Genomic DNA, 22,552 nt, shown 5'->3' with positions numbered 1-22,552 from the left:
GGGTCCTGAAGTCGAGGCTTGGGAAGGCTTACTTGGAAGCCGCTTCGTACATTTCGAGTACGTAATCCCAGTTGATCAGGCTGTCGACGAACGCTTCGAGGTACTTCGGGCGCGCGTTGCGATAGTCGATGTAATAGGAATGTTCCCAGACGTCGACGCCGAGGATCGGCGAAGCGCCGTGAACGAGCGGGTTCTCGCCGTTCGGGGTCTTGGAGATTTCGAGCTTGCCGTTCTTGACCGAAAGCCATGCCCAGCCCGAACCAAACTGGCCGGTGCCAGCCGCGATGAAATCGGCACGGAACTTGTCGTAGCCGCCGAGATCCGACTTGATGGCTGCGTCGAGCTTGCCCGGCAGGCTGGTGCCGCCGCCGCCCTTCTTCATCCACTTCCAGAAGTGGATGTGGTTGTAGTGCTGGCCGGCATTGTTGAACAGCGGCTGGTTGGTGCCATAGGACTTCTTGACGACTTCCTCGAGCGAGAGGTCGGAGAGACCGGCTTCCTCGGCAAGCTTGTTGCCGTTGGTCACGTAAGCGAGGTGGTGCTTGTCGTGGTGGTACTCGAGCGTCTCGCGCGACATGTAGGGCGCCAGCGCATCGTAGTCATAGGGAAGGTTCGGCAATTCGAAAGCCATGTGGGCATCTCCTCTTGGCATGGGATTTCGTCAAAGAAATCTGTGAGCGGGAACATAGGCACCGGCCTTGACGGAGGCAACCGATGCGATGCCAATTTTTCCTCAACCCACGGAATATACTTTCAACATCATTTTGAAAGCGCCCGCGGCCCGAGCACATTCGCGCCACGTTTCGCGGGCAGCGTGCACCCATTGCAACCAGTTGAGAATAAGGACTGAACATGCTGCATCGCCCGATCCTGACCCTTGCCCTTGTGGCAGCAACCGGATTTGCCGCGACCGGCGCCCATGCGTCCTCAGGCGATGCCTGGGAAGAATTCCGGGCCGACGTTTCGGAGAAGTGCATTGCGGCCGCCCCTTCGCTCGACAAGCCGGTCGTCGTCGTCGATCCGTTCGGCTCGGAAAGCTTCGGGCTGGCGCTGGTCTCGGGCAAGCCCAAGGGCGCCGAAAATGCCGTCACCCAGATCTGCGTCTACGACAAGCAGAAGAAGACGGTGGAAATCGGCGGTGAACTGGCAGCCGACACCGTCACGGTCGTGGCACCGGCCGCAGACAAGTAGGCTGTCGCCGGCGATCTGTGATCGCAGGCTCGCGCGAGCTTGCGCGCACAAGCGCTCATGCAAGCGGTTTCCGGCTCTCATCGTCGAGCAACCGGCCGGAAACCGCACCGCCCAACGTCAGGGTTGCGAATCACAGCCGCCACAATTACCGGCAATTCTCCAACCGGAGATTGCCATGAAACCGATCCATATTGCTTCGTTCGCGTTTACCCTTTTGACCCTAGCCTCCTGCGCCCCAAGCCAGCGCGAGTATGAGACGGTGCAGACGGCGGTTCAAGGCAGCCCCGCGCTTCAGAGAGCGATTGTGAAGGATTGCATCAGCAAGAGATGGTCGAAATCCGACCTCGAAACTGGCGCGTTGATCATGAGCGTTCCGATCAACAAGGTCCAGGCGTTGACCTGCAAGCGGTTGACGAGCGCTCTGGCATCGGGCCGGCTGAAGTATGCGGACGTCCGCCCCGGCCAACCTACGGTCAACCTCATAAAGATCGTGCAGGGGCGCTAAGCAGCCTTTCACGGACCAACGGTGGAGACGATCCGGGGCAAGGCCTTGCCGGCTCTTCCGGCCGACCTTGCCACGTTGGCGGCGGAAACTGTCGAAGCCTTCGAGCGCCTGGGCCCCGACCCGCACGGCTCCACCTACGGCTTCTTCGATGGCCATGGCTGGAACATGGCCTTCGACCATGGGGAGCGCCGGCTCAACGGCATCTATGATTTTGCCGATTCAGGCATTGGCCCGCTTCACCGTGAGTTCATCTATTCGAACTTCATTTCGCCGGATCTGACGGCGCGGATTGTCGAAACCTATGAAGAACTGACGGGTCGGGCCCTCGACCGCCGGCGCATCGCGGTGCTGACCGGCGTGCACCGGCTGTCGGAACTGGCCGAACTCGTTGACGATCCCGAGCATGCGCCGACGATGCTGCGCAGCGTCGAGACCTGGGCCGCGACCGTGGCGCGGGCAACCTGACCCGCGCCATAGTCGATCTCGTTAGGCGTCCTGGCTCGAATGGGCCCAATCCATGTAGAGATCGCTTGCCTTGGCGGCGACCGGTCCGGCCTGCAGGTCACGGTCGTCAAGGCGGGTGACCGGCAGGACCTTGGAATAGTTGCCGGAGGTGAAGATCTCATCGGCAGCCTCGAAATCGGCCATCGACAACGTCGCCTCGACAACCTCGAAACCGGCTTCGCGCAACAGCGTCATGACGCGGAAGCGGGTGATGCCGGCAAGGAAGGTGCGGTTGGCGGCCGGCGTGAACACGACGCCATCCTTGACCAGGAAGACGTTGGACGAGCCGGTTTCGGCGATGTTGCCGAGCATATCGCGCACCAGCGCATTGTCGAAGCCGCGCGACCGCGCCTCGGTCAGGATGCGGGCATTGTTGGGATAGAGGCAGCCGGCCTTGGCATCGGTCGGCATGGATTCGAGCGTCGGCCGGCGGAACGGCGACAGGGTCAGAGACGAGCCGCCATGGCCGTTACCCATCGGCGCCTCGAACAGGCAAAGCGCAAAGCGGGTCGATTCCGGATCGATGGCGACCATCCCGGCCGCACCATGCTCGGCCCAATACATCGGCTTGACGTAGAGCGCGGTCTGGCCGTCGAATTTCTTGGCGCCTTCCCAGGTCAAGGCCTCGATCTCTTCCGGCTTCACGGTCGGCTTCAGTCCGAGCGCCGTTGCCGAGCGGTTGACGCGCTGGCAATGCAGGTCGAGGTCCGGCGCGATGCCGTCGAAGAAGCGGGCGCCGTCGAACACGGTCGAGCCCAGCCACATGGCATGGGAGGTCGGGCCGATCAGCGGCGGATTGCCGGACAGCCATTCGCCGTCGACATAGGTCCAGGTCACTGAGCGGGGGGATGTATCGACGGCCATCTGCGTCTCCTTCACGTTTTGTCTTCCGTATCTTCCGCCATAGCTCGAAAAAGCAGCATGGGGGTGAATGGGTACATCAAAAAATGTCATGGCGTCCATTCTGGCACCGGAACGGCCTCTCGCGTAGTCTCTCTCGCAGGGCAAAGGGGCAGACGTGCACATCATCAGGCATCTTGATCAGGACGACGTGGAAATCTTCCGCCGCATACGGCTGGAGGCGCTGCAGCGCGAGCCGCAAGCCTTCGCTTCCACCGCGGCGGATTGGGCGCGGCTGTCGACGGCGGAATGGCAGGCAAGGCTCGCCGCAAACACCGTCTTCGTCGCGCTCGACGGGGGTGAGCCTGTCGGCATGATGGGACTCATGCGCCAGCGCTCCAGCCGGATGGCGCACCGTGCCACCATCATCATGGTCTATGTGCGCCGCGAGGCGCGCGGTTCCGGCGTGGCGCGCGAGCTTCTTGCACACCTGACCGACCATGCCCGCTCGACCGGCATCCGGATGTTGGAGCTCGTCGCCCGCGCCGACAACGAGACGGCCATCCGCTTCTACAGGCGCGAAGAGTTCCACGAAATCGGGCGCGTTCCAGGTGGCCTGCTCGACGGCGAGGAAGAGGTCGACGAAATTCTGATGGCGCGGCACATAGACGGTCGCGCCGCACCGGCCAGACATCGCAAGGAGTGCCCCGATGAAAGCCATGTACTACGACGCCTTTGAGAAGACGCCCGAGATTCGCACGTTTGCCGATCCGACGCCGACCGAAAACGGCGTGGTCGTCAAGGTCGAGGCGACGGGTCTGTGCCGCTCCGACTGGCATGGCTGGATGGGGCACGACGCCGACATTCGCCTGCCGCACGTGCCGGGCCACGAGCTCGCCGGCATCGTGACCGCCACCGGCCGCGGCGTGATGCGCTACAAGGTCGGCGACCGGGTGACGGTACCCTTCGTTTCCGGTTGCGGCCGCTGCGGCGAATGCCGTTCGGGCAACCAGCAGGTCTGCGAGGCGCAGTTCCAGCCGGGGTTCACCCATTGGGGCTCATTTGCCGAATATGTCGCACTCGATTTCGCCGACCAGAACCTGGTGCATCTGCCTGAGAACATGGACTTCAAGACTGCCGCCAGCCTCGGCTGCCGCTTTGCCACCTCGTTTCGCGCCGTCGCCGACCAGGCACGGGTCAAGGGCGGCGAATGGGTGGCGGTTCACGGCTGCGGCGGTGTCGGCCTTTCGGCGATCATGATTGCTGCTGCACTTGGCGCACATCCGATCGCGATCGACATTTCCGAAGAAAAACTCGCCTTCGCCAAGAAGCTCGGCGCCGTTGCCACGGTCAACGGCCGCGACACGGACGACGTCGCAGGTGCCGTGAAGGAGATCACCAGCGGCGGCGCCCATGTCTCGATCGACGCGCTCGGCCATCCCGTCACCTGCTTCAACTCGATCAAGAACCTGCGCCGGCGCGGCCGCCACGTGCAGGTGGGCCTGATGCTCGGCGACCATGCCACGCCGGAAATCCCAATGGCGCAGGTGATCGGCCACGAGCTCGAGATCTATGGCAGCCATGGCATGCAGGCTTGGCGATACGACGCCATGCTGTCGATGATCGCTGGCGGCAAGCTCAATCCGCAACAGTTGATCGGCCGCGAGATCTCGCTCGAGGAAGCGATCCCTGCCCTCGTTTCGATGGACCGCGCCACCGATCTCGGCATCAGCGTGATCACACGGTTCTGAAGGGGACATTCCAAAGCCTGTTTGCTTTTGGCTGCGGATGCGATTTTGCCCTTAAGTCAGAACCGGTTTCAGGGCAAAATCACCACAGGAAGAATCACGACGAGGTCCTGTCATGGCGCTAGCGGCAGCTGCCACCGGGGAAGAACTCTACAGCCCCGTTCTTAATGCCAATCCGGCCCATCCGAACGGATGGCCCATCCAGATGGTCATCAGTTCACAAACGGAGGCGCGGCACAATCGGGCGCTCTGGGCACCGACGCACCTGATCTCGATGCGGGCGCCGGCGAGCCGGCTGCTGTCGATGATCGAGCTGCCGCCCGAAAAGCACCTGGAACTCTATTTCGGCGACGCCACCGACCCCGATGCTCCTGACGCCGCCCGTCCGGACGCGATCGAGGCGGCCTTCAATTTTATCGACGGCTTGCCTGAGGATGCGCATCTGCTGGTGCACTGTCTGCGCGGCATCGGCCGCGCGACGGCACTGAGCCTCGGCATTCTTGCGCGGTACATGTCGCCCGAGGAAGCGGCCGCGGCGTTGCATGCCCTGCGGCCGGAAGCCAAGCCGAACCGGCATGTGGTCGGGCTTTGCGATGCGGCGCTCGGGCTCAAGGGAAAGCTTGCCAAACAGGCCCTCCGCTTCCCCGCAAAGGTCTGGAAACCAGGCAAAGGCTGACGCCTGGTGGCGCAATGCCGTTGTGCAACGCACAAATCTTTGACATGATCGCGCAAAAGAACGGTATTCGCGGCGTGCCAACACCGGCACAATGCGGTAAGCCTTTGTTTTCGGCCACGCTTTTACGGGGTATGACATTTTGTCCCGCTGTGTGGCCGGGGATGACAGACGGGAGGAAAGAATGTCCCACGCGGCCTATGTGTTCGATGCCTATGGCACGCTTTTCGACGTGCATGCGGCGGTTCGGCGCCATGCCGCCGAGATCGGTCCGGACGGACAGGCGTTCTCCGAACTCTGGCGCGCCAAGCAGCTCGAATATTCCTGGGTGCGCTCCTTGATGGGCGCCTATCAGGACTTCTGGCAACTGACCGAGCAATCGCTCGACTACGCATTTTCCCGCTTCCCTTCCGCCGACCGCAAGCTGAGGAAACCGCTGCTTGATGCCTATTGGACGCTCGATTGCTACCCGGAGGTTCCCGCCGTTCTGAAAGGGCTGAAGGAGCGCGGAGCGCGGCTCGCGATCCTTTCCAACGGTTCACCTGATATGCTGGCTGCAGCGGTGCACAATGCAGCGCTCGAGATCGTCATCGACGACGTCTTCTCCGTCGACACGGTGAAGACCTACAAGGCGGCACCAGCGGTCTATGATCTCGTCACCACGCGCTATCGGCTTTACCCGCATGCGGTTTCCTTCCAGTCGTCAAACCGCTGGGACATTGCAGGGGCGACGAAGTTCGGCTTCCGCACGGTCTGGATCAACCGGGCCGACATGCCTGACGAATATCGTGACCAGGGGCCGGCGTTGATCCTGCCTTCGCTCGAAAGTCTGCAATTCGGTATCTGAGGTTTTGTCTCAATGGCTTGGTCGGCGTCGCAATACCTGAAATTCGAAGACGAACGCACGCGGCCGGCACGCGATCTGCTGGCGCAGGTTCCGGACCTGCCCTCCGGTCCTGCCTTCGATCTTGGCTGCGGCCCGGGAAATTCGACCGAACTGATCCACCAGCGATTTGCGGACGCCTCCCTTTCCGGCCTCGACAGCGACGAAAACATGCTGCTGGCCGCCGCCAAGCGGTTGCCGGGCCTGACCTTCGAGAAGGCTGACCTGGCGACCTGGGTGCCGCCGAAGGGCGCGTCGCTATTCTTCGCCAATGCCGTCTTCCAGTGGCTGCCCGATCACCTCGACGTGCTGGAACGGCTGACCGCTTCGCTTGCGCCCGGCGGTACGCTGGCGGTGCAGATGCCCGACAATATCGACCAACCGACCCATCTGCTGATGGAAGAAACGGCCCGCAGCGCCGACTTCGCCGATGCCTTCGAGGGCCGGACGATCCGCCGCAATGCGTTGCCGGCACCGACTGTCTATGTCGAGCGTCTGTCGCGCCATGCGCCCCATATCGAGGTCTGGCACACGATCTACTATCACCGGCTGGCGAACACCAAAGCGATCGTCGAATGGGTCAAGGGCACGGGCCTGCGCCCCTATCTCGATGCGCTGCCGCCTGAGCGACGCGACGCCTTTGCTGCAGCCTATACCGACCGGATCCGTGACGCCTATCCGGCGATGAGCGACGGCCGGGTGCTGTTGCGCTTTCCCAGGTTCTTCGTCGTCGCCGTCAAGGCCGACTAAGACACACCATCCCGCGGGCCATGCATCAGATCCGTTCGGCCAGGAAGTCGATGAAGGCGCGGATGCGGGCCGCGAGATGTTCATGGCCGGCATAGACGGCGTAGACCGTTTCGATCTCGTCCGGCCGATAATCCTCCAGCAACGCAACCAGCCGTCCCGCGGCCAAGTCCGGCTCAGCGTGGAAGCGGCCGATACGGCCGATGCCGACACCGGCGAGACAAAGCTGCTGGACGATCGCGCCGCTCGAGACCTGCAGATTTCCGAAGACCGACAGAAGCTCGGCCGAAGTTTGGCCGGGGGCACGGAAGGCCCACTCGTCGACGCTGCGGCGGAAGTTGAAGCGAATGCAATTGTGATTTTCCAGGTCGGCAGGCGTCTGCGGCACGCCGTGTCTGGCCAGATAGGCCGGTGACGCGATCACCACCGGCCGGCTCTCCATCAGCTTGCGCGCCTTCAGCGACGAATCGCGCAAGGGGCCAGTGCGGATCGCCACGTCGGCCCGTTCGCCGACCACGTCGATCAGGCTGTCCGTCAGGGTCAGATCGAGGCGCACCTCCGGATAACGTTCGAGAAATTCCGGCGCGAGCGGCAGGATGTAGCGCTCGCCGAAGCCGACCGATGCGTTGATGCGCAGAAGCCCGCGGGGAGAGAGCCGGCCGCCGGCCGCAACCAGTTGCTCGGTCTCGGCGATCTCGGTCAGAATGCGTTGGGCGCGTTGCAGGTAGACTTCACCCTCCGGCGTTAATTGCAGGGACCGGGTCGAGCGCACCAGCAGGCGCGTGCCCAGCCGATCCTCGATCCGGGTGACCAGCTTGCTGACCGCAGATGGCGATAGCCTCAGCCGCCGGCCGGCGGCAGAAAAGCTGCGCGTTTCGCAGACGGCGACGAAGACCTCCATTTCACCGGCGCGGTTGTCCATCACTCACCTATGAATTCAGTTCACAGCCGTTTATCCGATTATACGGATTATCGCGCAAGCTCTCCACCCTCATATTCCCGTCGAACACATCAACACCAAAACGCCCGGTCCTCCCAGCCGGACGGGAAAAGGTCTTGTCATGCCCATTGCACTCTTCGCATTGACGATCGCGGCCTATGCGATCGGAACCACCGAGTTCGTCATCGTCGGCCTGCTGCCGACGGTTGCCGACGATCTCAACATCACCCTGCCGCTTGCCGGCCTCATCGTCAGCGTCTACGCGCTCGGCGTCACCTTCGGCGCACCGATCCTGACGGCGCTCACCGGCCGGATCGAGCGCAAGCCGCTGCTGGTCGGACTGATGGCGCTGTTCATCATCGGCAACGCCGCGGCGGCACTGGCGCCGAGCTACGAGCCTCTGCTCATTGCCCGCGTGATTTCCGCCTTCGCCCACGGCGTCTTCTTCTCCGTCGGCTCGACCATTGCCGCCGACCTCGTGCCCGAGGATCGCCGTGCCTCGGCGATTGCCATGATGTTCATGGGCCTGACGGTCGCCATCGTCACCGGCGTGCCGCTCGGCACCTGGATCGGCCAGACCTTCGGCTGGCGCGCCACATTCTGGGCTGTCACCGGGCTTGGAGTCATAGCGCTTGCCGCCATCGCCACGCTGCTGCCAAACACGCTGACCAAGGCGCCGCCGGCAAGGTTGATCGACCAGGTGCGCGTTCTCGGCTCTGGTCGGCTGCTGATCGTCTTCGCCATGACCGCGCTCGGCTATGGCGGTACCTTCGTCGCCTTCACCTTCCTGGCGCCGATCCTGCAGGAAATCACCGGCTTTTCCGAAGGCGCCGTCAGCCTGATCCTGGTGCTCTACGGCGTCGCGATCGCGATCGGCAACATCGCCGGCGGCAAGATCGCCAACCGCGATCCGGTGAAGGCGCTGGTTGGCCTCTTCCTTGCTCAAGCCGTCGTCCTTGTGCTCTTCACCTTCACGGCCACGTCGCAAGTCCTGACGCTGGTGACACTGGCAAGCCTCGGCTTCCTGTCGTTCGCCACCGTGCCCGGCCTGCAGCTCTACGTCGTGCAGCTTGCCAAGCAGCATCGGCCCGGCGCTGTCGACGTCGCCTCGGCGCTCAACATTGCCGCCTTCAACCTCGGTATCGCCATCGGCGCCTGGCTTGGCGGCGTCATCGTTGCCTCGTCGCTTGGCCTCGGCATGACGCCGGTCGTCGGTTCCGTTCTGGTCGTTGGCGCGCTGCTGCTGACGCTTCTGAGCGGCGCACTCGATCGCAAGGCAGAAACAGTCGCCCAGCCGGCTTGACCAAGCGGCCAACTGGCCCACCTATACCCTCGCCTCTTTCCCGCCCGGCCGATGGCCGGGCGTTCTGCAAAAACAAGGAGTTCCCACATGCATTCGGTCAATTCCAACGGCGCCAACATCCCGGCGCTCGGCTTCGGCACCTTTCGCATGCCCGGTGCCGACGTGCTGCGCGTGCTGCCGGAAGCGCTGAAGCTCGGCTTCCACCACGTCGATACCGCCCAGATCTACGGCAACGAGGCTGAAGTCGGCGAAGCCATCCACAAATCGGGTATCGCCCGCGCCGATATCTTCCTCACCACCAAGGTCTGGGTCGACAAATATGCCCATCGCGATTTTCTCGCCTCTGTCGACGAGAGCCTGATGAAGCTCAAGACGGATCACGTCGACCTGCTTCTCCTGCATTGGCCGGGTGGTAGCGACGTGCCGATGGCCGAGCGCATCGGCGCACTGAATGAAGTGCACAAGGCCGGCAAGGTCCGCCACATCGGCGTCAGCAACTTCAACACCGCCCAGATGGAAGAGGCGGTGAAACTCAGCGACGCGCCTGTTGCCACCAACCAGGTGGAATACCATCCCTATCTCGACCAGACGAAGGTGCTCGCCACGGCCCGCAAGCACGGCATGTCGATCACAGCCTACTACGCCATGGCCAACGGCAAGATCCCGAACGATCCGCTGCTGAAGGACATCGGTGCGCGCCACGGCAAGACCGCGGCGCAGGTGACGCTGCGCTGGCTGGTGCAGCAGAAGGATGTCATCACCCTGTCGAAGACAGCAACGATCGAGCGCCTGAAGGAAAACTTCGACATCTTCGACTTCGCGCTTGGTGACGGCGAGATGGCGGCGATCCATGGCCTCGCCCGTCCGGACGGCCGCATCGTCAGCCCCGAGGGTCTGTCGCCGGTGTGGGACAAGGCCGCCTGACAATAGTTGCCGATCCGCCGCCGGTCGAGTTCCAAACCGGCGGCGGATGATCTATGCAGATCCCCTGGGGAGATCGATGCCGATCTCCCCAGGGGACGCACTGTCGATGGGAGGGGCCGATGACGTCGAAAACCGTTGAGGTGGGCGACATCGCTCCGGATTGGCCGGCCATCATCGCCGTCGTGCTTGGCGTTACCGCCTTTTCCGTCGCGCAAGGGCTCACCTATCCCTTGATTTCGCTGTCGCTGGAAGGCCGCGGCGTCTCGGCCGCCACGATCGGTCTCAATGCCATGGGCTTTGCCGCCGGCCTTGCCGCGGCGACCCTGCTGCTCGGGCATCTGACGCGACTTGCCTCCGCAGACAAGCTGATCATCGCCAGCCTCTGCGGCTGTTCCCTCTGCCTCGCAACACTTGCGTCCACCTCCTCGCTTCCGGTCTGGTTCATCGCCCGCTTCGCGCTCGGCTTCTTCGTCAGTATGGTCTTCATGCTGGGCGAAGCCTGGCTCAACACCGCCTGCCCGGACCGGCTGCGCGGCCGGGTATCCGGCCTCTACGGCGCCGGCATGTGCGGCGGCTTTGCCGCCGGGCCGCTGGCGATCCCGCTTCTCGGCACCAGCGGCGGGCTCGGCTTTGCGTTGCTGGCGATCTATATCGCGCTCGTCGCCTTCCTCACCGGCCTTCTGACGATGGGCGCGCGGACGCGGCCGGAGCCATCTTCGACGCGCGATCTGTTCGCGTTCTTCCGGCACGCGCCGACCCTGATCCTGATGGTGCTGATGTTCGGCTTTGCCGATATTGCGGCGATCTCGGCGATGCCGGTCTATTTCGTCAAGTCCGGCCACAGTCAGGCCTTCGCGGCGTTGAGCGTGACGGTGCTTGCGGTGCCGACGGCACTGGCGCAGCCCTTCATTGGTGTCTTGCTCGACAAGTTGCCGCGTCGGCGGGTGGCGATTACTGCAGCCGCGGTGGCGGCAACCGGCTATCTCGCCATTCCGTTGGTGACGTCGGCACCGCTCTTGCTGGCGCTGTTCGCGCTGATCGGCGCTGCCAGCTTCGCCCTCTACACGGCAGCGCTGACCATGCTCGGCGAGCAATATCGCGGCAGCATGCTGGTGGCTGGCAGTGCCGCCTTTTCGCTGGCCTATGCTGCCGGCAGCGCGGCCGGATCGGGCGCCACCGGCTTTCTCATGGCGCTGATCAATCCCACTGCCGGTCCGCTCGGGGTCGGCATGGTACTGGTCATGTTCACGCTGATATTCGCCGTCGCCGGCAGGAGATAGGCGCGGCCGTCAGCGCCGACAAAGTCGGGTAAGCGCGTCGCCAAAAACACGCGCCGCCGGCCCGAGCGGCTCGTCGATCCGGTGCACGAGATAGGCCTCGGCGGCGACCTGGCTGTTGCGGCCGAGCGAGGCCGTAGGCAAGCGAACGAGCCGGCCCTCGGCGAGATCGCGCTCCACCTGCCACAGCGGCAACCGCCCCCAGCCGAGCCCCGCCAGGATCATCGCATGTTTGGTATCCTGGTTGCTGACTCGGCAGGTCTGCGGCGAAAGCACGCCGAAGTCGCGCCCCTCCGATCGCTGCGAGGGATCCGACTGGACGATCTGCAGATGGTCGGCGAGCTCCGGGCTGCCGAGCACGCCGTTGACGGCGTTCAGACCCAGCGGATGCTGCGCGGCCACCACCGCGATCAGCTGGACGTCCGTCAGCGCCTGCCGGCCGATCGCCGGATCGCGAAAATCTTCACCCACCATGATCCCGAGCGTGAAGCGTCGCTCGATCAGGCCATCGAGCGGGCCGCCGAGCGGCGAAACCGAAAGCCTGATGGCAACCGAGGGAAAGGCCACCCGCATTTCCTTCAGTGCAGCGCCGACGGTCACAATCGGAAACAGCGTATCGACGATCAGCGACAGTTCCAGCTCGATGCCCTCGCCGAGGCCGCGGGCGCGGGCACGCATGGCATCGACGCGCAACAGGATATCGCGCGCATTGGCAAGCAGAGCCTGGCCTTCGGGTGTCAGCACCGGCCGGTGGCCGGAGCGATCGAACAAGGAAACCCCGAGCCCGGCCTCGAGATTGGCGATGGCGTGGCTGACGGCAGACTGGACGCGGGACAGCCGGCAGCGCCGGAGCGAAAACTGCCGCTTTCGGCAACCACCACGAAAGTCCGCATCTGGTCCAGGGTCAAGGCGTCAATCATGATCGATTCCATAGATCAGTTTGATGCATTTTATATCACTTTTTCAGATCGATGAAAGCACCCATCCTGCCTGACATCAGCGGCCGCGAACGCTCCGCAGACCGAAGCAAGCGCAACAAGGGAACCGGAAATGACAAAGATCCTCGTGCTTTACTACTCCTCCTACGGTCACATCGAGACCATGGCCGCAGCCGTTGCGGAAGGCGCACGGGCCGCAGGCGCCAGCGTTGCGGTGAAACGGGTGCCGGAGATCGTACCGGAAGCCGTCGCCATCAATGCCGGCTACAAGCGCGACCAGGACGCACCCGCCGCAAGCGTTGCCGAACTGCCCGATTATGACGCGATCATCATCGGCACGCCGACGCGGTTCGGTAACATGGCCGCGCAGATGAAGAACTTCCTCGATCAGGCGGGCGGCATCTGGGCCAGGGATGCGCTGGTGGGAAAAATCGGCAGCGTCTTCACCTCGACCGGCAGCCAGCACGGCGGCCAGGAGTCGACGATCCTGGCAACACACACGGTGCTGCTGCATCTCGGCATGGTGATCGCCGGTCTGCCCTACAGCTTCAAGGGCCAGATGCGCATGGATGAGATCAGCGGCGGCTCGCCCTATGGCGCCTCGACGCTCGCCGACGACGGCAATGGCGGCGACCGGCAGCCAAGCACCAACGATCTGGAGGGTGCACGCTTCCAGGGCCGCCACGTCGCCGAACTGGCGCGGGCGCTGGTCGCCGGCCGGGCGCGTGTGGCGGAGGTGGCCTGATGTCGACGGTCGTCGCTTTCGTCCCGGAAAGGACCAGCTGGACCGCAGTAACGGCGGTCGTTGCCGCCGGCATGGTCGCCGCAATGCAGGTGGGCAAGGGGCTGATCGCCGGCCCCCTGCTGCAGGCCGATCTCGGGCTCGACCTGACCGCACTCGGCTGGCTTACCTCCGTCTTTGCGATCGTCGGCGTTGTCGGCGGCATGCCGGCCGGAGCCATGGTCGCGGCCATCGGCGACCGGCGCATGCTCGGCGTCGGCATGGGCATCCTCCTGCTCGGCATCATCACCGGTGCCGCGAGCCAGAACTTCACGCTGCTCATCCTGTCCCGCATCTTCGAGGGGTTCGGTTTCCTGCTCGTCGTCGTTGCCGGTCCGGCGATCCTCATGCGCATTGTCGGCTCCGGGCGGCGTGATCTGGTCTTTGCGGTCTGGAGCTGCTTCATGCCGGCGGGCATGGCAATCGCGATGCTCACGGGTCCTCTGTTTGCCTCCTGGCAGGCAATCTGGTGGATCAACGGCCTCGTCGCGCTCCTCAGCCTGTTGACGATCATTGCAGCGATATCGCCCTCGCAGAGCAGGCCCCGCCCATCCGCTGGCGGCTTCCACGCGGACGTGATCGCAACGGTGAAAAGCCGAGGGCCGGTGCTGCTCTTCGCCCTTTTCGCCCTCTACAGCCTTATGACGTTCACCCTGTCCAGCTTCCTGCCGATCCTGCTCGTCGCGCTTGGAACGGCTGGGGTGCTCAGTGCCCTCATCACGCTTTCCAACGTCATCGGCAATCTTGCCGCCGGCCACATGCTGTCCCGCGGCGTCGGCCGCGGTCGTCTGGTTATCACTGCAGCCACGCTGATGGGCGCTGCCGGCCTCTGGATCTTCCTTTCGCAGTCGGGTGACTTGCTGACGTTTACATCATGCGTGCTATTTTCGGCGATTGGCGGACTGATCCCTGCGACCTTGATATCGACCGTACCGATGCTGTCGCCAAGCCCGGCGCCCGCACCGATGGCGATGGGCCTCTTGATGCAAGGCAGCAATCTCGGGCAGCTCATCGGACCTGTTGCTGTCGGAACCGCGATCGAAGTTTACGGCTGGACTTCCGGTGCGGCCTTCATCGGCATCGGCGCACTCGCCTGCATCCTGCTGGCGACAACTCTTGATCGCGCCCTTCCTGTTAAGGAACAGAAGAAAGCGTGATGGAGCATCTGTTCGACACCCTCTACGGCGCCGGGGCGGAACGGCTCAGCTTCGCCCCCAATTTCACCGGTCGCGCCTTCGTACTTCGTCGCGATGCTGGCACCCTGCTCGTCTGCGCCTCGCGGCAATTGGCCGAAGAGGCCGAAGGCCTCGTTTCGGTGGGCGCGATCGCACGGTAGCACATCAACCACCATCACCAGGCGATGCCCTCCTGCGATTGGGCCTCAGACCACCTCGGCGCACCGCTGTTTGGACCCTGGAACGCCGGCAGATCCGGGCACATTGCCGAATGGCCGGTGGTTTTGCTGATCGCGAACTGCCTTCCGCGGATTTTGAAGTGATCCCCACACCTGGGCATACGGCGGGCTCGGCCTGCTTTCTCTGGGACGATGGCCAGCGTCGTGCCGAGCCTGGCAAAGGGACTGCCGCTTCATCAGACCGAGGTACGGGAAACGGAACGCCAGATCGATGCGATGACGCGGCGGCTGAAGCACGGTGCCGATGGTTAGAGCATTTCCAGGAAAAGTGCGAAGCGATTTTCCGTCAGGAAATCCGTAAAAAACAAAGAGATAGAGCGTTTCTGCGACTTCGTCCAAACCCGAAACGCTCTATCGTCGATCGAGGGTACGACACCAAGACAACAAAAAACCCACCGGCGCTGGCGCCGGTGGGTTTTCTTCAAGCAGAGCCGAAAGAGATCAGACGAACTGGCTGAGGCCCGGGACCGAGGCGACAACTTCGTCGACGACATCGGCGCCAGCCTTTTCCTTGGCGAAAGCAATGGTTTCCTTGGCGAGCGAGGTGATCTCGCCCATGCCGAGGCCCTGGCTCATCAGCTGCTGGCCGAGCGCCATGACACCGCCGCCGCCGATCGCCGACATCAGGCCGCCGAGCAGACCGCCGCCGCCCGTGCCTTCGCCGTTGTACTGTGCGATCAGGTCGGTTGCGCCCGGGATCGATTCGATCATCTGGGCGACCGGACCGTCAGCCGCTTCGCGCTGCAGGAAGCCGAGGATCATGCCGACAGCCTTTTCAGCCGTCGCAGGCTCTAGGCCGACATTCTCCGCTACGCGCGTGACCAGTTCATTCATGGATAACTCCTCGTTGAATTTTGACGTTGACGTCAAGGTAAATGATCGCTTCCGAAATAACAAGCGACGATGGATGGAATGCCGGGCAATCCACCAGCTTTCAAGCAGCTCTCCGCGCATCGCGTAGCGGCGCAATTCCGCGGCTCGGGGCAATCGTTTCACGGTCGTGACCGCTTGGCAATGCGACCGATCGGCCGCCACCAGCTCCGCTGGTTTCGGGTTGCGCGCCGCAATCACCTTGTTGCCGGGTGGAGCAGCACCGCCTATAACAGGAACGAGCCACATTTCGATGACGGGCCCGGCAGACATGCCGCGAACCGCCCGCTTTCATTGATGAAACGGAGATGAAGCCCACATGGTGGAAGAAGGCAAGCTCTTTATCGGCGCCAGCCGCAAGCCGGATGATACGATCAACAAAGGCGAATATCTCGAGCTGAAATTCGGCAACCGCCACGGGCTCATCACCGGCGCCACCGGCACCGGCAAGACCATTACCCTGCAGATCCTCGCCGAAGGATTTTCCAACGCCGGCGTTCCGGTGTTCTGCGCCGACGTCAAGGGCGACCTCTCGGGCATCGGTGCGATCGGCGAGGCCAAAGACTTCATCCTCAAGCGCGCCGAACAGATCGGCCTGCCGACCAACCCCTACGAGTTCCAGGAATTCCCGGTCATTTTCTGGGATCTCTACGGGGAAAAGGGCCACCGCGTCCGCACCACCATGTCGGAAATGGGTCCACTCCTCCTGTCGAGGCTGATGAATGCGACGGACGCTCAGGAAGGCGTGCTCAACATCGCCTTCAAGATCGCCGACCAGGGCGGCCTGCCGCTGCTCGATCTGAAGGATCTGCAGGCGCTGCTCAACTACATGGGCGAGAACGCCACCCAGCTTTCCAACCAGTTCGGCTTCATCTCCAAGGCCTCCGTCGGCTCGATCCAGCGCGAACTGCTAATCCTGGAACAGCAGGGCGCCGAACATTTCTTCGGCGAGCCGGCACTGAAGATCACCGACATCATGCGCACGACCAATGACGGGCGCGGCGCGATCTCGGTGCTTGCCGCCGACAAGCTGATGATGAACCCGCGCCTCTACGCGACCTTCCTGCTGTGGCTTTTGTCCGAGCTGTTCGAGGAGCTGCCTGAGGTCGGCGATCCCGAGAAGCCGAAGCTGGTGTTCTTCTTCGACGAGGCGCATCTGCTGTTCAACGATGCGCCGAAGGTGCTGACCGAGCGGGTCGAACAGGTCGTCCGCCTCATCCGCTCCAAGGGCGTCGGCGTCTATTTCGTGACGCAGAACCCGCTCGACGTGCCGGAAACGATCCTCGGCCAGCTTGGCAACCGCGTCCAGCATGCGCTGCGCGCCTATACGCCGCGCGACCAGAAGGCGGTGAAGACCGCCGCCGACACCTTCCGCCCGAACCCGGAGTTCGACTGCGCCACCGTCATCACCAATCTCGGCACCGGCGAGGCGCTGGTCTCGACGCTCGAAGGCAGGGGCGCGCCGTCGATGGTGGAGCGCACGCTGGTGCGCCCGCCGCAATCGCGTGTCGGCCCGCTGACGGCGGAAGAGCGGCAGAAGGTCATGGATGTCAGCCCCGTCCGTGGCCAGTACGACGAAGATTTCGACCGAGATTCGGCCTATGAAATGCTGACGGCGCGCGCCAAGAAGGTGGCGGAAGCGCAGCAGCAAGCCGAGCAGGCGCCGGTGGAAGCCGATACCGGCGGTGGCCGCTGGACGCTTCCGGGCTTCGGCGACGACGAGTCTGCGGCCCCGGCCGGAAAGCAGGCCCGTCCGCGCTCCTCCGGATATCAACGCGAAACCGTGGTGGAAGCGGCGATGAAATCGGTTGCCCGCACCGTTGCAACCCAGGTTGGCCGCGCATTGGTTCGCGGCATCCTTGGCAGCCTGAGCAGGCGCTAGAGTATTTCCAGGAAAGTGCGAAGCGGTTTTCCGTCAGGAGATACGGAAAGGCAGGAGCGAGGGCGTTTCCCCGGCTCCTCTAAAGCGGAAGCGCCGCAGCGCAACGGCGCGGACGCTGTCCGCCGCGGCGATAGAATAGACCATCTCTGCACGCCCTGATCCGCCGGATCAGGGCGTGCCTGCATCTTGAAAGGACATCCCATGGACGTGAAAGACTCGAACGGCGCCATCCTCAACGACGGCGACAACGTCACCCTGATCAAGGACCTGAAGGTCAAGGGCACCTCGACGACGCTGAAGCGCGGCACGGTGGTCAAGGGCATTCGCCTCACCGACAATCCTGACGAAGTCGAGTGCCGGGTCGAGAAGATCAAGGGCCTCGTGCTGCGCACCGAATTCCTGAAGAAGGCCTGATGCTGCTGCGCGCGGCAGGAAACGGGTAGCGCGCCCTCGCCGTCAATGACGCGCGAAGCTGAGCAGACAAACAATAAAGCCCGGCGGGAGCCGGGCTTTATTGTTTATTAGCGAAACGAGAGGCTTAGAGCGTTTCCGGTTTAAACGAAGCCGCAAACGCTCGGCCTCTTTGTTTCCAAGCATTTCCTGACGGAAAACCGCTTCGCACTTTCCTGCAAAGGCTCTAGGCGACCGTCAGCGTGACGTCGATATTGCCCTTGGTCGCATGGCTGTAGGGGCAAACGATATGCGCCTTCTGGACGAGATCTTCGAGAACCGCCTTGTCGACGCCCGGCGAAGTGATTTCGAGTGCAGCGTCGATGCCGAAGCCGGTGCCGTCTTCGCGCGGGCCGATGCCAACCGTGCCCGTCACGGTGGTGTCTTCCGGAAGCTTTACCTTCTCCTTGCCGGCGACGAATTTGAGCGCGCCGAGGAAGCAGGCGGAATAGCCGGCAGCGAAGAGCTGTTCGGGATTGGTGCCGCGGGCGCCGTCGCCGCCAAGTTCCTTCGGCACGGTCAACGTAACGTCGAGAACGCCATCGGCGCTCTTGGCCTGGCCGGCGCGGCCACCGGTTGCGGATGCAGTGGTACGATAGAGAATGGGCATTGGCGGGGTCTCCTTTGCGTTTCGTTGTCGAATGAGAATTACATACTGCAAAATTAAATTGTGCGCAAATTAATTTTGCAAATTGCATTTTCGGCCCAAATTTGCGACAATGCTGAGATGACGATCAAAGCGGCACAATTCGACACGCTCCCGGACGAAGCGCTGACGCTCGGTAAACAGCTCTGTTTCGCCGTCTATTCCGCTGCGCATGCCTTCAACCGCGCGTACAAGCCGCTCCTCGATCGTTTTGGCCTCACCTATCCGCAATATCTCGTGCTGCTGGCGCTCTGGCAACAGGACGGAATGACGGTCAAGCGTATCGGCGAAGAGATCGGGCTCGATTCGGGAACGTTGTCCCCGCTGCTGAAACGGCTAGAGGCGGCAGGTTATGTCGGTCGGCAACGCGATCCCGGCGACGAACGGCAGGTGATCGTCAGCCTGACGGAGAAGGGTCATGACCTCAAGACGGAGGCTTTCGGCATTCTCGCTGATATCGGCAAGGCGTCGGGCTGCAGCCTGGAGGAAGCCCGTGAAATCAGGGAAACCCTACATCAGCTGACGCGACGGCTCTCCTCCGGCGAGAGCGAAGTCTGATCGCGGGCGGCAACGTCGAAATTTCAAAACTTGAGAAACGTGCCGGGATCGTGGCTGTCGCGCCGATCTTGCGCAGCACAGAAACCGGGCGCGCAGGTCGAACGCCCGGACTGATCCAACCTGCGGCGCTGTAAGCGCAGCTCAGACGACGAGGATCGGCGCCTTGCCTCGCACGCGGTCATAGAGATCTATGACATCCTGATTGAGCATGCGCACGCAACCCGACGAAACGGCCTTGCCGATCGACTGCCATTCGGGCGAGCCATGCACGCGGTAGAGCGTGTCCTGCCCGTTCTGGAAGATGTAGAGCGCGCGGGCGCCCAGCGGGTTGTCGATACCAGGTGCCATGCCGCCATTGCTGGCGGAATACTTTGCCAGCTTCGGCTGGCGCGCGATCATCGAATCGGGCGGCGTCCAGCGTGGCCACTTCTTCTTCCACTGGATGACGCCGCGGCCCGACCAGGCAAAGCCCTCGCGACCGAGACCAACTCCGTAGCGCAATGCGCTGCCACCCGGCTGGATCAGATAGAGGAACCTGTCACCGGTATCGACGACGATCGTGCCCGGACGCTCGCCGAAGGGATCGCTGACCTCCTGGCGATAGAAGCGTGCATCGATCTGGCGATAAGGCACGGCCGGGATCTGATTGCCGCCATCGTCGACAGCGGCATAGATATCGCCGATATAGGCGCTCTGCGGCGGCAGGCCCGTCGGCAACGGACCTCCATAGGCAGGGCCTTCCAGAATGACCTCGGCACGCGGATCGACCCAACGCCCTTCAAGAGCAGGATTGCGAAAGATCGGCGCAGTTTCCTGGCGGAAGCGATCGGTGTTCATCGAAGACGTGCAGCTCGCAAGGCCCGCGGAGGCGAGCGCAATACCGGACGTGCGGAGAAACTGGCGACGGGAGAAAATAACTGAAGAGGACATCGAACTCTGAAAGGCTTGAGTGCGCGACGAACTGGAGTGCTGCACGAAATTGATTAATGAAACGATTCGCGCAGACCCGCCCAATTTAAGAATGCTGGCATCTACGGCTGGAACGAGGCTTGTGTCGGTAAACGTCGGATCACGTTTCCGACAGCTTTTTCGGCGTTACGCCGGCGTGGCTCAAATGCCGTCGGCGTTCAAGCCGGGCTGGCGCAACAGCGCCTCAAAATCCGCTGATGCAAGCGGGCGGCTGAAAAAATAGCCCTGGATCTCGTCGCAACCGCTATGGCGCAGGAACTCCACCTGCGCCTGGGTTTCGACCCCTTCGGCGATCACCCGCAGCCCGAGATTTTGTGCGAGCGATATGATCGCCGCGGTGATGGCCCTGTCGTCGACATCACCAGGGATATCCTCGACGAAGGATCGGTCGATCTTCAGGCGACGGACGGGAAACCGCTTCAATGCGCTAAGGCTCGAATATCCCGTGCCGAAATCGTCGATCGCCAGATGCACGCCGATCGCCTTCAGTTCGTGCATGGTCGCCAATGCGCCCGGCACGTCCTGCATGATCAGGCTCTCGGTCAATTCCAGCTCGAGAAACCGCGGCTCCAGCCCGGTCTCGGCGAGAACGGCGGCGACATGCGCCGCCCAGTTTCGCTCGCGGAACTGGCGTGCGGAAACGTTGACGCTGACGATCAGCAACGGCAGCCCGGCCTCGTGCCACGCCTTGCACTGACGGCAGGCGGCGCGCAGCACCCAATCGCCGATCGGCACGATCAGTCCGGTCTCTTCGGCCAGCGGAATGAAATCGCCCGGCGAAATCATGCCACGCTCGGGATGCCGCCAGCGAAGCAGCGCTTCGGCGGCAAAGACCCGGCCGCTCTCGATATTCACTTGCGGCTGGAAATGCAGCAGGAATTCTTGCCCCGCGATCGCCTGGCGCAACTCCGCCTGCTTCAACAGCTTTTCGTGGGCCTTGTCGGCCATCTCCTCGGTGAAAACCTGCAGATTGTTGCGGCCGAGCTCCTTGGCGCGGTACATCGCCATGTCGGCATTGGCGAGCAGCTCGCCGACCGTCTTGCCCTGGTTGGGGAAACAGGCAACGCCCATGCTGCAGGATATCTGCAGGCTGCGGCCGTTGATCTGCATGGGCGCAGCAATAGCCGCCCGAATATCCTCAAGGCGTGCGAGCACGACATCGCGCTCGCAGGGCAGGCCGTTCAGAAGAAGGATGAATTCATCGCCACCGACGCGCACGACCATATCGGATTTGCGCACCGATGCGCGCATGCGCGTGGCGGTCACCTTGAGCAACTCGTCACCCGCCGCATGACCCAGCGTGTCGTTGACGAGCTTGAAGTTGTCGAGATCGAGGAAGGCGAGGACCGCCCATTGCCTCGTTCCGCGCAACGCTTCCAGGGCTTCGGCGACCTGCTCTTCGAACAGCGCCCGGTTCGGCAAACCGGTCAACGCATCGTGGTGAGCCATGAAGCTGATGCGGTCTTCGGCCTGCTTGCGCTCGATCGCGATGCCCGCCAGATGGGCTGCCATGGCGATCAGCTCCTTCTGGGGTTCGTCGGGAACGCACACGGTTTCCGAATAGAGGGCAAAGGTGCCGAGCACCTTCCGATCGCGAGAATGGATCGGTGTCGACCAGCAGGCATGGAAGCCGTAGGGCGTGACGACCTCCTTGCAATCCTCCCAGAGCGGGTCGCTATGAATATCCGCAACGATCACCTGCTCGCCGCGCCAGGCGGCCGTGCCGCAGGAGCCCGCTTTCGGGCCGATCTCGAGACCATGGATCAGGCCACAATAGGTTTCGTCCAGGCTCGGCGCGGCACCATGCAGCAGGTGACGGCCATCGGCCGATAGCAGCAGGATCGAGCCGCGGATCCGCGGCACCAGCGCCTCGATCAGCAGGATCAGTTCGCGGAAAAATTCTTCGAGCGGCCGGCCGTTGGCGATCATCTCCAGAAGATGCGCCTGGCCCTCCAGCAAACGTTCTGCCGCCTTGCGGTCGGAGATATCGCGTGACACGCCGACGATGCCGACGATCTTGCCGCGCTTGTTGCGCAACGGCACCTTGGACGTCATCAGCCAGCGATCGCGACCCTTGGTCACCATCGCACGCTCTTCGATGCCGAAGATCGGCTCTCCCGTCTCGATCACCCGGCGCTCGACAGTGGCGATGATCTCGGCCAGATGTGGCGGATGCAGGTCGAAATCGGTCTTGCCGATGATGTCGCGAAGCGATTCCAGTCCGTTGTCTTCGATAGTGACCTGGTTGGCGATGAGGAACCGGCCCTCGGTATCCTTGGCATAGATATAGTCGGGCACGTGGTTGATGATCGTTTCCAACCAGTAATGCCGGTCGGCAATGTCAGGGTCGGAAGGAAATATCCGGCTCATCTCATCGGCCAGACGATTGCTCGCATCGATCAGGCAGCGCGTATCCTCGTTGCCGCCCACATTGAGGGCCGCATAACGCGGATTGCGGGACGTGTTCTTCGCCAAGCAAGGCCTCCGGAAGCACAATGTCGAGATCGGT

At 63.0% G+C, this 22,552-nt stretch carries 24 protein-coding genes and 2 pseudogenes; 18 read left to right on the top strand and 8 right to left on the bottom strand.

Annotation, left to right across the window (positions count from 1 at the left end):
* Nucleotides 1-28: 28 nt before the first annotated feature.
* Nucleotides 29-631 carry a superoxide dismutase gene (locus C6558_RS04835; protein WP_025426277.1) on the bottom strand — a complete coding sequence of 201 codons (603 nt, stop codon included), beginning with the start codon at nucleotides 629-631 and terminating at the stop codon, nucleotides 29-31.
* A gap of 224 nt (nucleotides 632-855) precedes the next feature.
* Here C6558_RS04835 and C6558_RS04830 point away from each other — a divergent pair, with 224 nt between their 5' ends.
* The 3 genes and pseudogenes from C6558_RS04830 to C6558_RS04820 all read left to right on the top strand — a co-directional run.
* Nucleotides 856-1,191, top strand: a complete 336-nt coding sequence (locus tag C6558_RS04830) for a hypothetical protein (protein WP_025426276.1) — start codon at nucleotides 856-858, stop codon at nucleotides 1,189-1,191.
* A 175-nt stretch (nucleotides 1,192-1,366) separates the two neighbouring features.
* Entirely contained in the window at nucleotides 1,367-1,696 is a 330-nt protein-coding gene (locus C6558_RS04825; RefSeq protein ID WP_025426275.1) for a hypothetical protein, read from the top strand.
* Nucleotides 1,697-1,720: 24 nt separating this feature from the next.
* A pseudogene (locus C6558_RS04820) lies at nucleotides 1,721-2,161 on the top strand (phosphotransferase); the annotation flags it as partial.
* A gap of 21 nt (nucleotides 2,162-2,182) precedes the next feature.
* Here the strand turns inward: C6558_RS04820 and C6558_RS04815 are convergent.
* Nucleotides 2,183-3,064 carry a branched-chain amino acid aminotransferase gene (locus C6558_RS04815; RefSeq protein WP_107026902.1) on the bottom strand — a complete coding sequence of 294 codons (882 nt, stop codon included), beginning with the start codon at nucleotides 3,062-3,064 and terminating at the stop codon, nucleotides 2,183-2,185.
* A gap of 160 nt (nucleotides 3,065-3,224) precedes the next feature.
* Between C6558_RS04815 and C6558_RS04810 the strand changes: the two genes are divergently transcribed.
* From C6558_RS04810 to tam, 5 genes are all read left to right on the top strand, one after another.
* Entirely contained in the window at nucleotides 3,225-3,779 is a 555-nt protein-coding gene (locus C6558_RS04810; RefSeq protein WP_051509198.1) for a GNAT family N-acetyltransferase, read from the top strand.
* A complete protein-coding gene (locus tag C6558_RS04805; protein ID WP_025426271.1) occupies nucleotides 3,751-4,791 on the top strand; it encodes a zinc-dependent alcohol dehydrogenase family protein in 1,041 nt (346 codons plus the stop codon). The genes C6558_RS04810 and C6558_RS04805 overlap by 29 nt, the downstream gene beginning before the upstream one ends.
* A 112-nt stretch (nucleotides 4,792-4,903) precedes the next feature.
* Nucleotides 4,904-5,464: a phosphatase gene (locus tag C6558_RS04800; RefSeq protein WP_025426270.1), complete on the top strand. Its 561-nt coding sequence runs from the start codon at nucleotides 4,904-4,906 to the stop codon at nucleotides 5,462-5,464.
* Between the two features lie 181 nt (nucleotides 5,465-5,645).
* A complete protein-coding gene (locus tag C6558_RS04795; RefSeq protein WP_025426269.1) occupies nucleotides 5,646-6,308 on the top strand; it encodes a haloacid dehalogenase type II in 663 nt (220 codons plus the stop codon).
* 12 nt (nucleotides 6,309-6,320) lie between these two features.
* Entirely contained in the window at nucleotides 6,321-7,094 is a 774-nt protein-coding gene (tam, locus tag C6558_RS04790) for a trans-aconitate 2-methyltransferase (RefSeq protein ID WP_025426268.1), read from the top strand.
* Between the two features lie 25 nt (nucleotides 7,095-7,119).
* On the opposite strand, the gene C6558_RS04785 is transcribed toward tam, so the two are convergent.
* Nucleotides 7,120-8,013 (bottom strand): LysR family transcriptional regulator, encoded by an 894-nt coding sequence (locus C6558_RS04785; protein WP_025426267.1) that lies wholly within the window; start codon nucleotides 8,011-8,013, stop codon nucleotides 7,120-7,122.
* 139 nt (nucleotides 8,014-8,152) lie between these two features.
* Between C6558_RS04785 and C6558_RS04780 the strand changes: the two genes are divergently transcribed.
* The 3 genes from C6558_RS04780 to C6558_RS04770 all read left to right on the top strand — a co-directional run bounded on the left by C6558_RS04780 (nucleotide 8,153) and on the right by C6558_RS04770 (nucleotide 11,538).
* Nucleotides 8,153-9,334, top strand: coding sequence for an MFS transporter (locus C6558_RS04780; RefSeq protein ID WP_025426266.1), 1,182 nt, complete (start codon nucleotides 8,153-8,155; stop codon nucleotides 9,332-9,334).
* 87 nt (nucleotides 9,335-9,421) lie between these two features.
* Nucleotides 9,422-10,258, top strand: coding sequence for an aldo/keto reductase (locus C6558_RS04775; protein WP_025426265.1), 837 nt, complete (start codon nucleotides 9,422-9,424; stop codon nucleotides 10,256-10,258).
* Nucleotides 10,259-10,377: 119 nt separating this feature from the next.
* Nucleotides 10,378-11,538, top strand: a complete 1,161-nt coding sequence (locus C6558_RS04770) for an MFS transporter (RefSeq protein WP_025426264.1) — start codon at nucleotides 10,378-10,380, stop codon at nucleotides 11,536-11,538.
* Nucleotides 11,539-11,547: 9 nt separating this feature from the next.
* On the opposite strand, the pseudogene C6558_RS04765 reads toward C6558_RS04770, so the two are convergent.
* Nucleotides 11,548-12,455, bottom strand: a pseudogene (locus tag C6558_RS04765) (LysR family transcriptional regulator).
* Nucleotides 12,456-12,585: 130 nt separating this feature from the next.
* On the opposite strand from C6558_RS04765, the gene wrbA reads away from it, so the two are divergent.
* The 4 genes from wrbA to C6558_RS39585 all read left to right on the top strand — a co-directional run bounded on the left by wrbA (nucleotide 12,586) and on the right by C6558_RS39585 (nucleotide 15,126).
* Nucleotides 12,586-13,218 carry an NAD(P)H:quinone oxidoreductase gene (gene wrbA, locus C6558_RS04760; RefSeq protein ID WP_025426263.1) on the top strand — a complete coding sequence of 211 codons (633 nt, stop codon included), beginning with the start codon at nucleotides 12,586-12,588 and terminating at the stop codon, nucleotides 13,216-13,218.
* A complete protein-coding gene (locus tag C6558_RS04755; RefSeq protein WP_107026874.1) occupies nucleotides 13,218-14,411 on the top strand; it encodes a CynX/NimT family MFS transporter in 1,194 nt (397 codons plus the stop codon). The genes wrbA and C6558_RS04755 overlap by 1 nt, the downstream gene beginning before the upstream one ends.
* The gene (locus tag C6558_RS04750) at nucleotides 14,411-14,590 is read left to right on the top strand and encodes a hypothetical protein (RefSeq protein ID WP_025426261.1); all 180 of its coding nucleotides are present in this window, start codon (nucleotides 14,411-14,413) and stop codon (nucleotides 14,588-14,590) included. The genes C6558_RS04755 and C6558_RS04750 overlap by 1 nt, the downstream gene beginning before the upstream one ends.
* A gap of 110 nt (nucleotides 14,591-14,700) precedes the next feature.
* Nucleotides 14,701-15,126, top strand: a complete 426-nt coding sequence (locus tag C6558_RS39585) for an MBL fold metallo-hydrolase (protein WP_128090419.1) — start codon at nucleotides 14,701-14,703, stop codon at nucleotides 15,124-15,126.
* On the opposite strand, the gene C6558_RS04745 is transcribed toward C6558_RS39585, so the two are convergent.
* Complete coding sequence (locus C6558_RS04745) at nucleotides 15,110-15,502, bottom strand: DUF2780 domain-containing protein (protein WP_053250731.1); 393 nt, start codon at nucleotides 15,500-15,502, stop codon at nucleotides 15,110-15,112. The two genes, C6558_RS39585 and C6558_RS04745, sit on opposite strands and share 17 nt — an antisense overlap.
* Nucleotides 15,503-15,857: 355 nt before the next feature.
* On the opposite strand from C6558_RS04745, the gene C6558_RS04740 reads away from it, so the two are divergent.
* Nucleotides 15,858-17,420: a helicase HerA-like C-terminal domain-containing protein gene (locus C6558_RS04740; protein ID WP_025426259.1), complete on the top strand. Its 1,563-nt coding sequence runs from the start codon at nucleotides 15,858-15,860 to the stop codon at nucleotides 17,418-17,420.
* Between the two features lie 201 nt (nucleotides 17,421-17,621).
* The gene (locus C6558_RS04735) at nucleotides 17,622-17,834 is read left to right on the top strand and encodes an alkylphosphonate utilization protein (protein WP_025426258.1); all 213 of its coding nucleotides are present in this window, start codon (nucleotides 17,622-17,624) and stop codon (nucleotides 17,832-17,834) included.
* 223 nt (nucleotides 17,835-18,057) lie between these two features.
* Here C6558_RS04735 and C6558_RS04730 read toward each other — a convergent pair whose 3' ends face one another.
* Nucleotides 18,058-18,480, bottom strand: a complete 423-nt coding sequence (locus C6558_RS04730) for an organic hydroperoxide resistance protein (protein WP_025426257.1) — start codon at nucleotides 18,478-18,480, stop codon at nucleotides 18,058-18,060.
* A 117-nt stretch (nucleotides 18,481-18,597) separates the two neighbouring features.
* Here C6558_RS04730 and C6558_RS04725 point away from each other — a divergent pair, with 117 nt between their 5' ends.
* Nucleotides 18,598-19,074: a MarR family winged helix-turn-helix transcriptional regulator gene (locus tag C6558_RS04725; protein ID WP_025426256.1), complete on the top strand. Its 477-nt coding sequence runs from the start codon at nucleotides 18,598-18,600 to the stop codon at nucleotides 19,072-19,074.
* 141 nt (nucleotides 19,075-19,215) lie between these two features.
* Here C6558_RS04725 and C6558_RS04720 read toward each other — a convergent pair whose 3' ends face one another.
* Both C6558_RS04720 and C6558_RS04715 read right to left on the bottom strand, forming a co-directional pair.
* Nucleotides 19,216-20,004, bottom strand: a complete 789-nt coding sequence (locus C6558_RS04720; RefSeq protein ID WP_107026873.1) for a L,D-transpeptidase family protein — start codon at nucleotides 20,002-20,004, stop codon at nucleotides 19,216-19,218.
* A gap of 180 nt (nucleotides 20,005-20,184) precedes the next feature.
* Nucleotides 20,185-22,518 (bottom strand): EAL domain-containing protein, encoded by a 2,334-nt coding sequence (locus C6558_RS04715; protein ID WP_025426254.1) that lies wholly within the window; start codon nucleotides 22,516-22,518, stop codon nucleotides 20,185-20,187.
* Between the last annotated feature and the right edge of the window lie 34 nt (nucleotides 22,519-22,552).

Origin of the sequence: Ensifer sp. NM-2 (assembly GCF_003024455.1) — a bacterium.
GTDB classification, from domain to species: Bacteria; Pseudomonadota; Alphaproteobacteria; order Rhizobiales; family Rhizobiaceae; genus Ensifer; species Ensifer canadensis.
Note: the sequence above shows the minus strand (reverse complement) of the source record. Positions and strands in the feature narration are given on the sequence as shown.

Excerpts from the sequence above, each read along its gene's own strand:
- C6558_RS04835 (WP_025426277.1), bottom strand. The coding sequence starts at position 631 with ATGGCTTTCGAATTGCCGAACCTTCCCTATGACTACGATGCGCTGGCG.
- C6558_RS04825 (WP_025426275.1), top strand. The coding sequence starts at position 1,367 with ATGAAACCGATCCATATTGCTTCGTTCGCGTTTACCCTTTTGACCCTA.
- C6558_RS04815 (WP_107026902.1), bottom strand. The coding sequence starts at position 3,064 with ATGGCCGTCGATACATCCCCCCGCTCAGTGACCTGGACCTATGTCGAC.
- C6558_RS04805 (WP_025426271.1), top strand. The coding sequence starts at position 3,751 with ATGAAAGCCATGTACTACGACGCCTTTGAGAAGACGCCCGAGATTCGC.
- C6558_RS04800 (WP_025426270.1), top strand. The coding sequence starts at position 4,904 with ATGGCGCTAGCGGCAGCTGCCACCGGGGAAGAACTCTACAGCCCCGTT.
- C6558_RS04795 (WP_025426269.1), top strand. The coding sequence starts at position 5,646 with ATGTCCCACGCGGCCTATGTGTTCGATGCCTATGGCACGCTTTTCGAC.
- tam (WP_025426268.1), top strand. The coding sequence starts at position 6,321 with ATGGCTTGGTCGGCGTCGCAATACCTGAAATTCGAAGACGAACGCACG.
- C6558_RS04785 (WP_025426267.1), bottom strand. The coding sequence starts at position 8,013 with ATGGACAACCGCGCCGGTGAAATGGAGGTCTTCGTCGCCGTCTGCGAA.
- C6558_RS04780 (WP_025426266.1), top strand. The coding sequence starts at position 8,153 with ATGCCCATTGCACTCTTCGCATTGACGATCGCGGCCTATGCGATCGGA.
- C6558_RS04775 (WP_025426265.1), top strand. The coding sequence starts at position 9,422 with ATGCATTCGGTCAATTCCAACGGCGCCAACATCCCGGCGCTCGGCTTC.
- C6558_RS04770 (WP_025426264.1), top strand. The coding sequence starts at position 10,378 with ATGACGTCGAAAACCGTTGAGGTGGGCGACATCGCTCCGGATTGGCCG.
- wrbA (WP_025426263.1), top strand. The coding sequence starts at position 12,586 with ATGACAAAGATCCTCGTGCTTTACTACTCCTCCTACGGTCACATCGAG.
- C6558_RS04755 (WP_107026874.1), top strand. The coding sequence starts at position 13,218 with ATGTCGACGGTCGTCGCTTTCGTCCCGGAAAGGACCAGCTGGACCGCA.
- C6558_RS04750 (WP_025426261.1), top strand. The coding sequence starts at position 14,411 with ATGGAGCATCTGTTCGACACCCTCTACGGCGCCGGGGCGGAACGGCTC.
- C6558_RS39585 (WP_128090419.1), top strand. The coding sequence starts at position 14,701 with ATGGCCGGTGGTTTTGCTGATCGCGAACTGCCTTCCGCGGATTTTGAA.
- C6558_RS04745 (WP_053250731.1), bottom strand. The coding sequence starts at position 15,502 with ATGAATGAACTGGTCACGCGCGTAGCGGAGAATGTCGGCCTAGAGCCT.
- C6558_RS04740 (WP_025426259.1), top strand. The coding sequence starts at position 15,858 with ATGGTGGAAGAAGGCAAGCTCTTTATCGGCGCCAGCCGCAAGCCGGAT.
- C6558_RS04735 (WP_025426258.1), top strand. The coding sequence starts at position 17,622 with ATGGACGTGAAAGACTCGAACGGCGCCATCCTCAACGACGGCGACAAC.
- C6558_RS04730 (WP_025426257.1), bottom strand. The coding sequence starts at position 18,480 with ATGCCCATTCTCTATCGTACCACTGCATCCGCAACCGGTGGCCGCGCC.
- C6558_RS04725 (WP_025426256.1), top strand. The coding sequence starts at position 18,598 with ATGACGATCAAAGCGGCACAATTCGACACGCTCCCGGACGAAGCGCTG.
- C6558_RS04720 (WP_107026873.1), bottom strand. The coding sequence starts at position 20,004 with ATGTCCTCTTCAGTTATTTTCTCCCGTCGCCAGTTTCTCCGCACGTCC.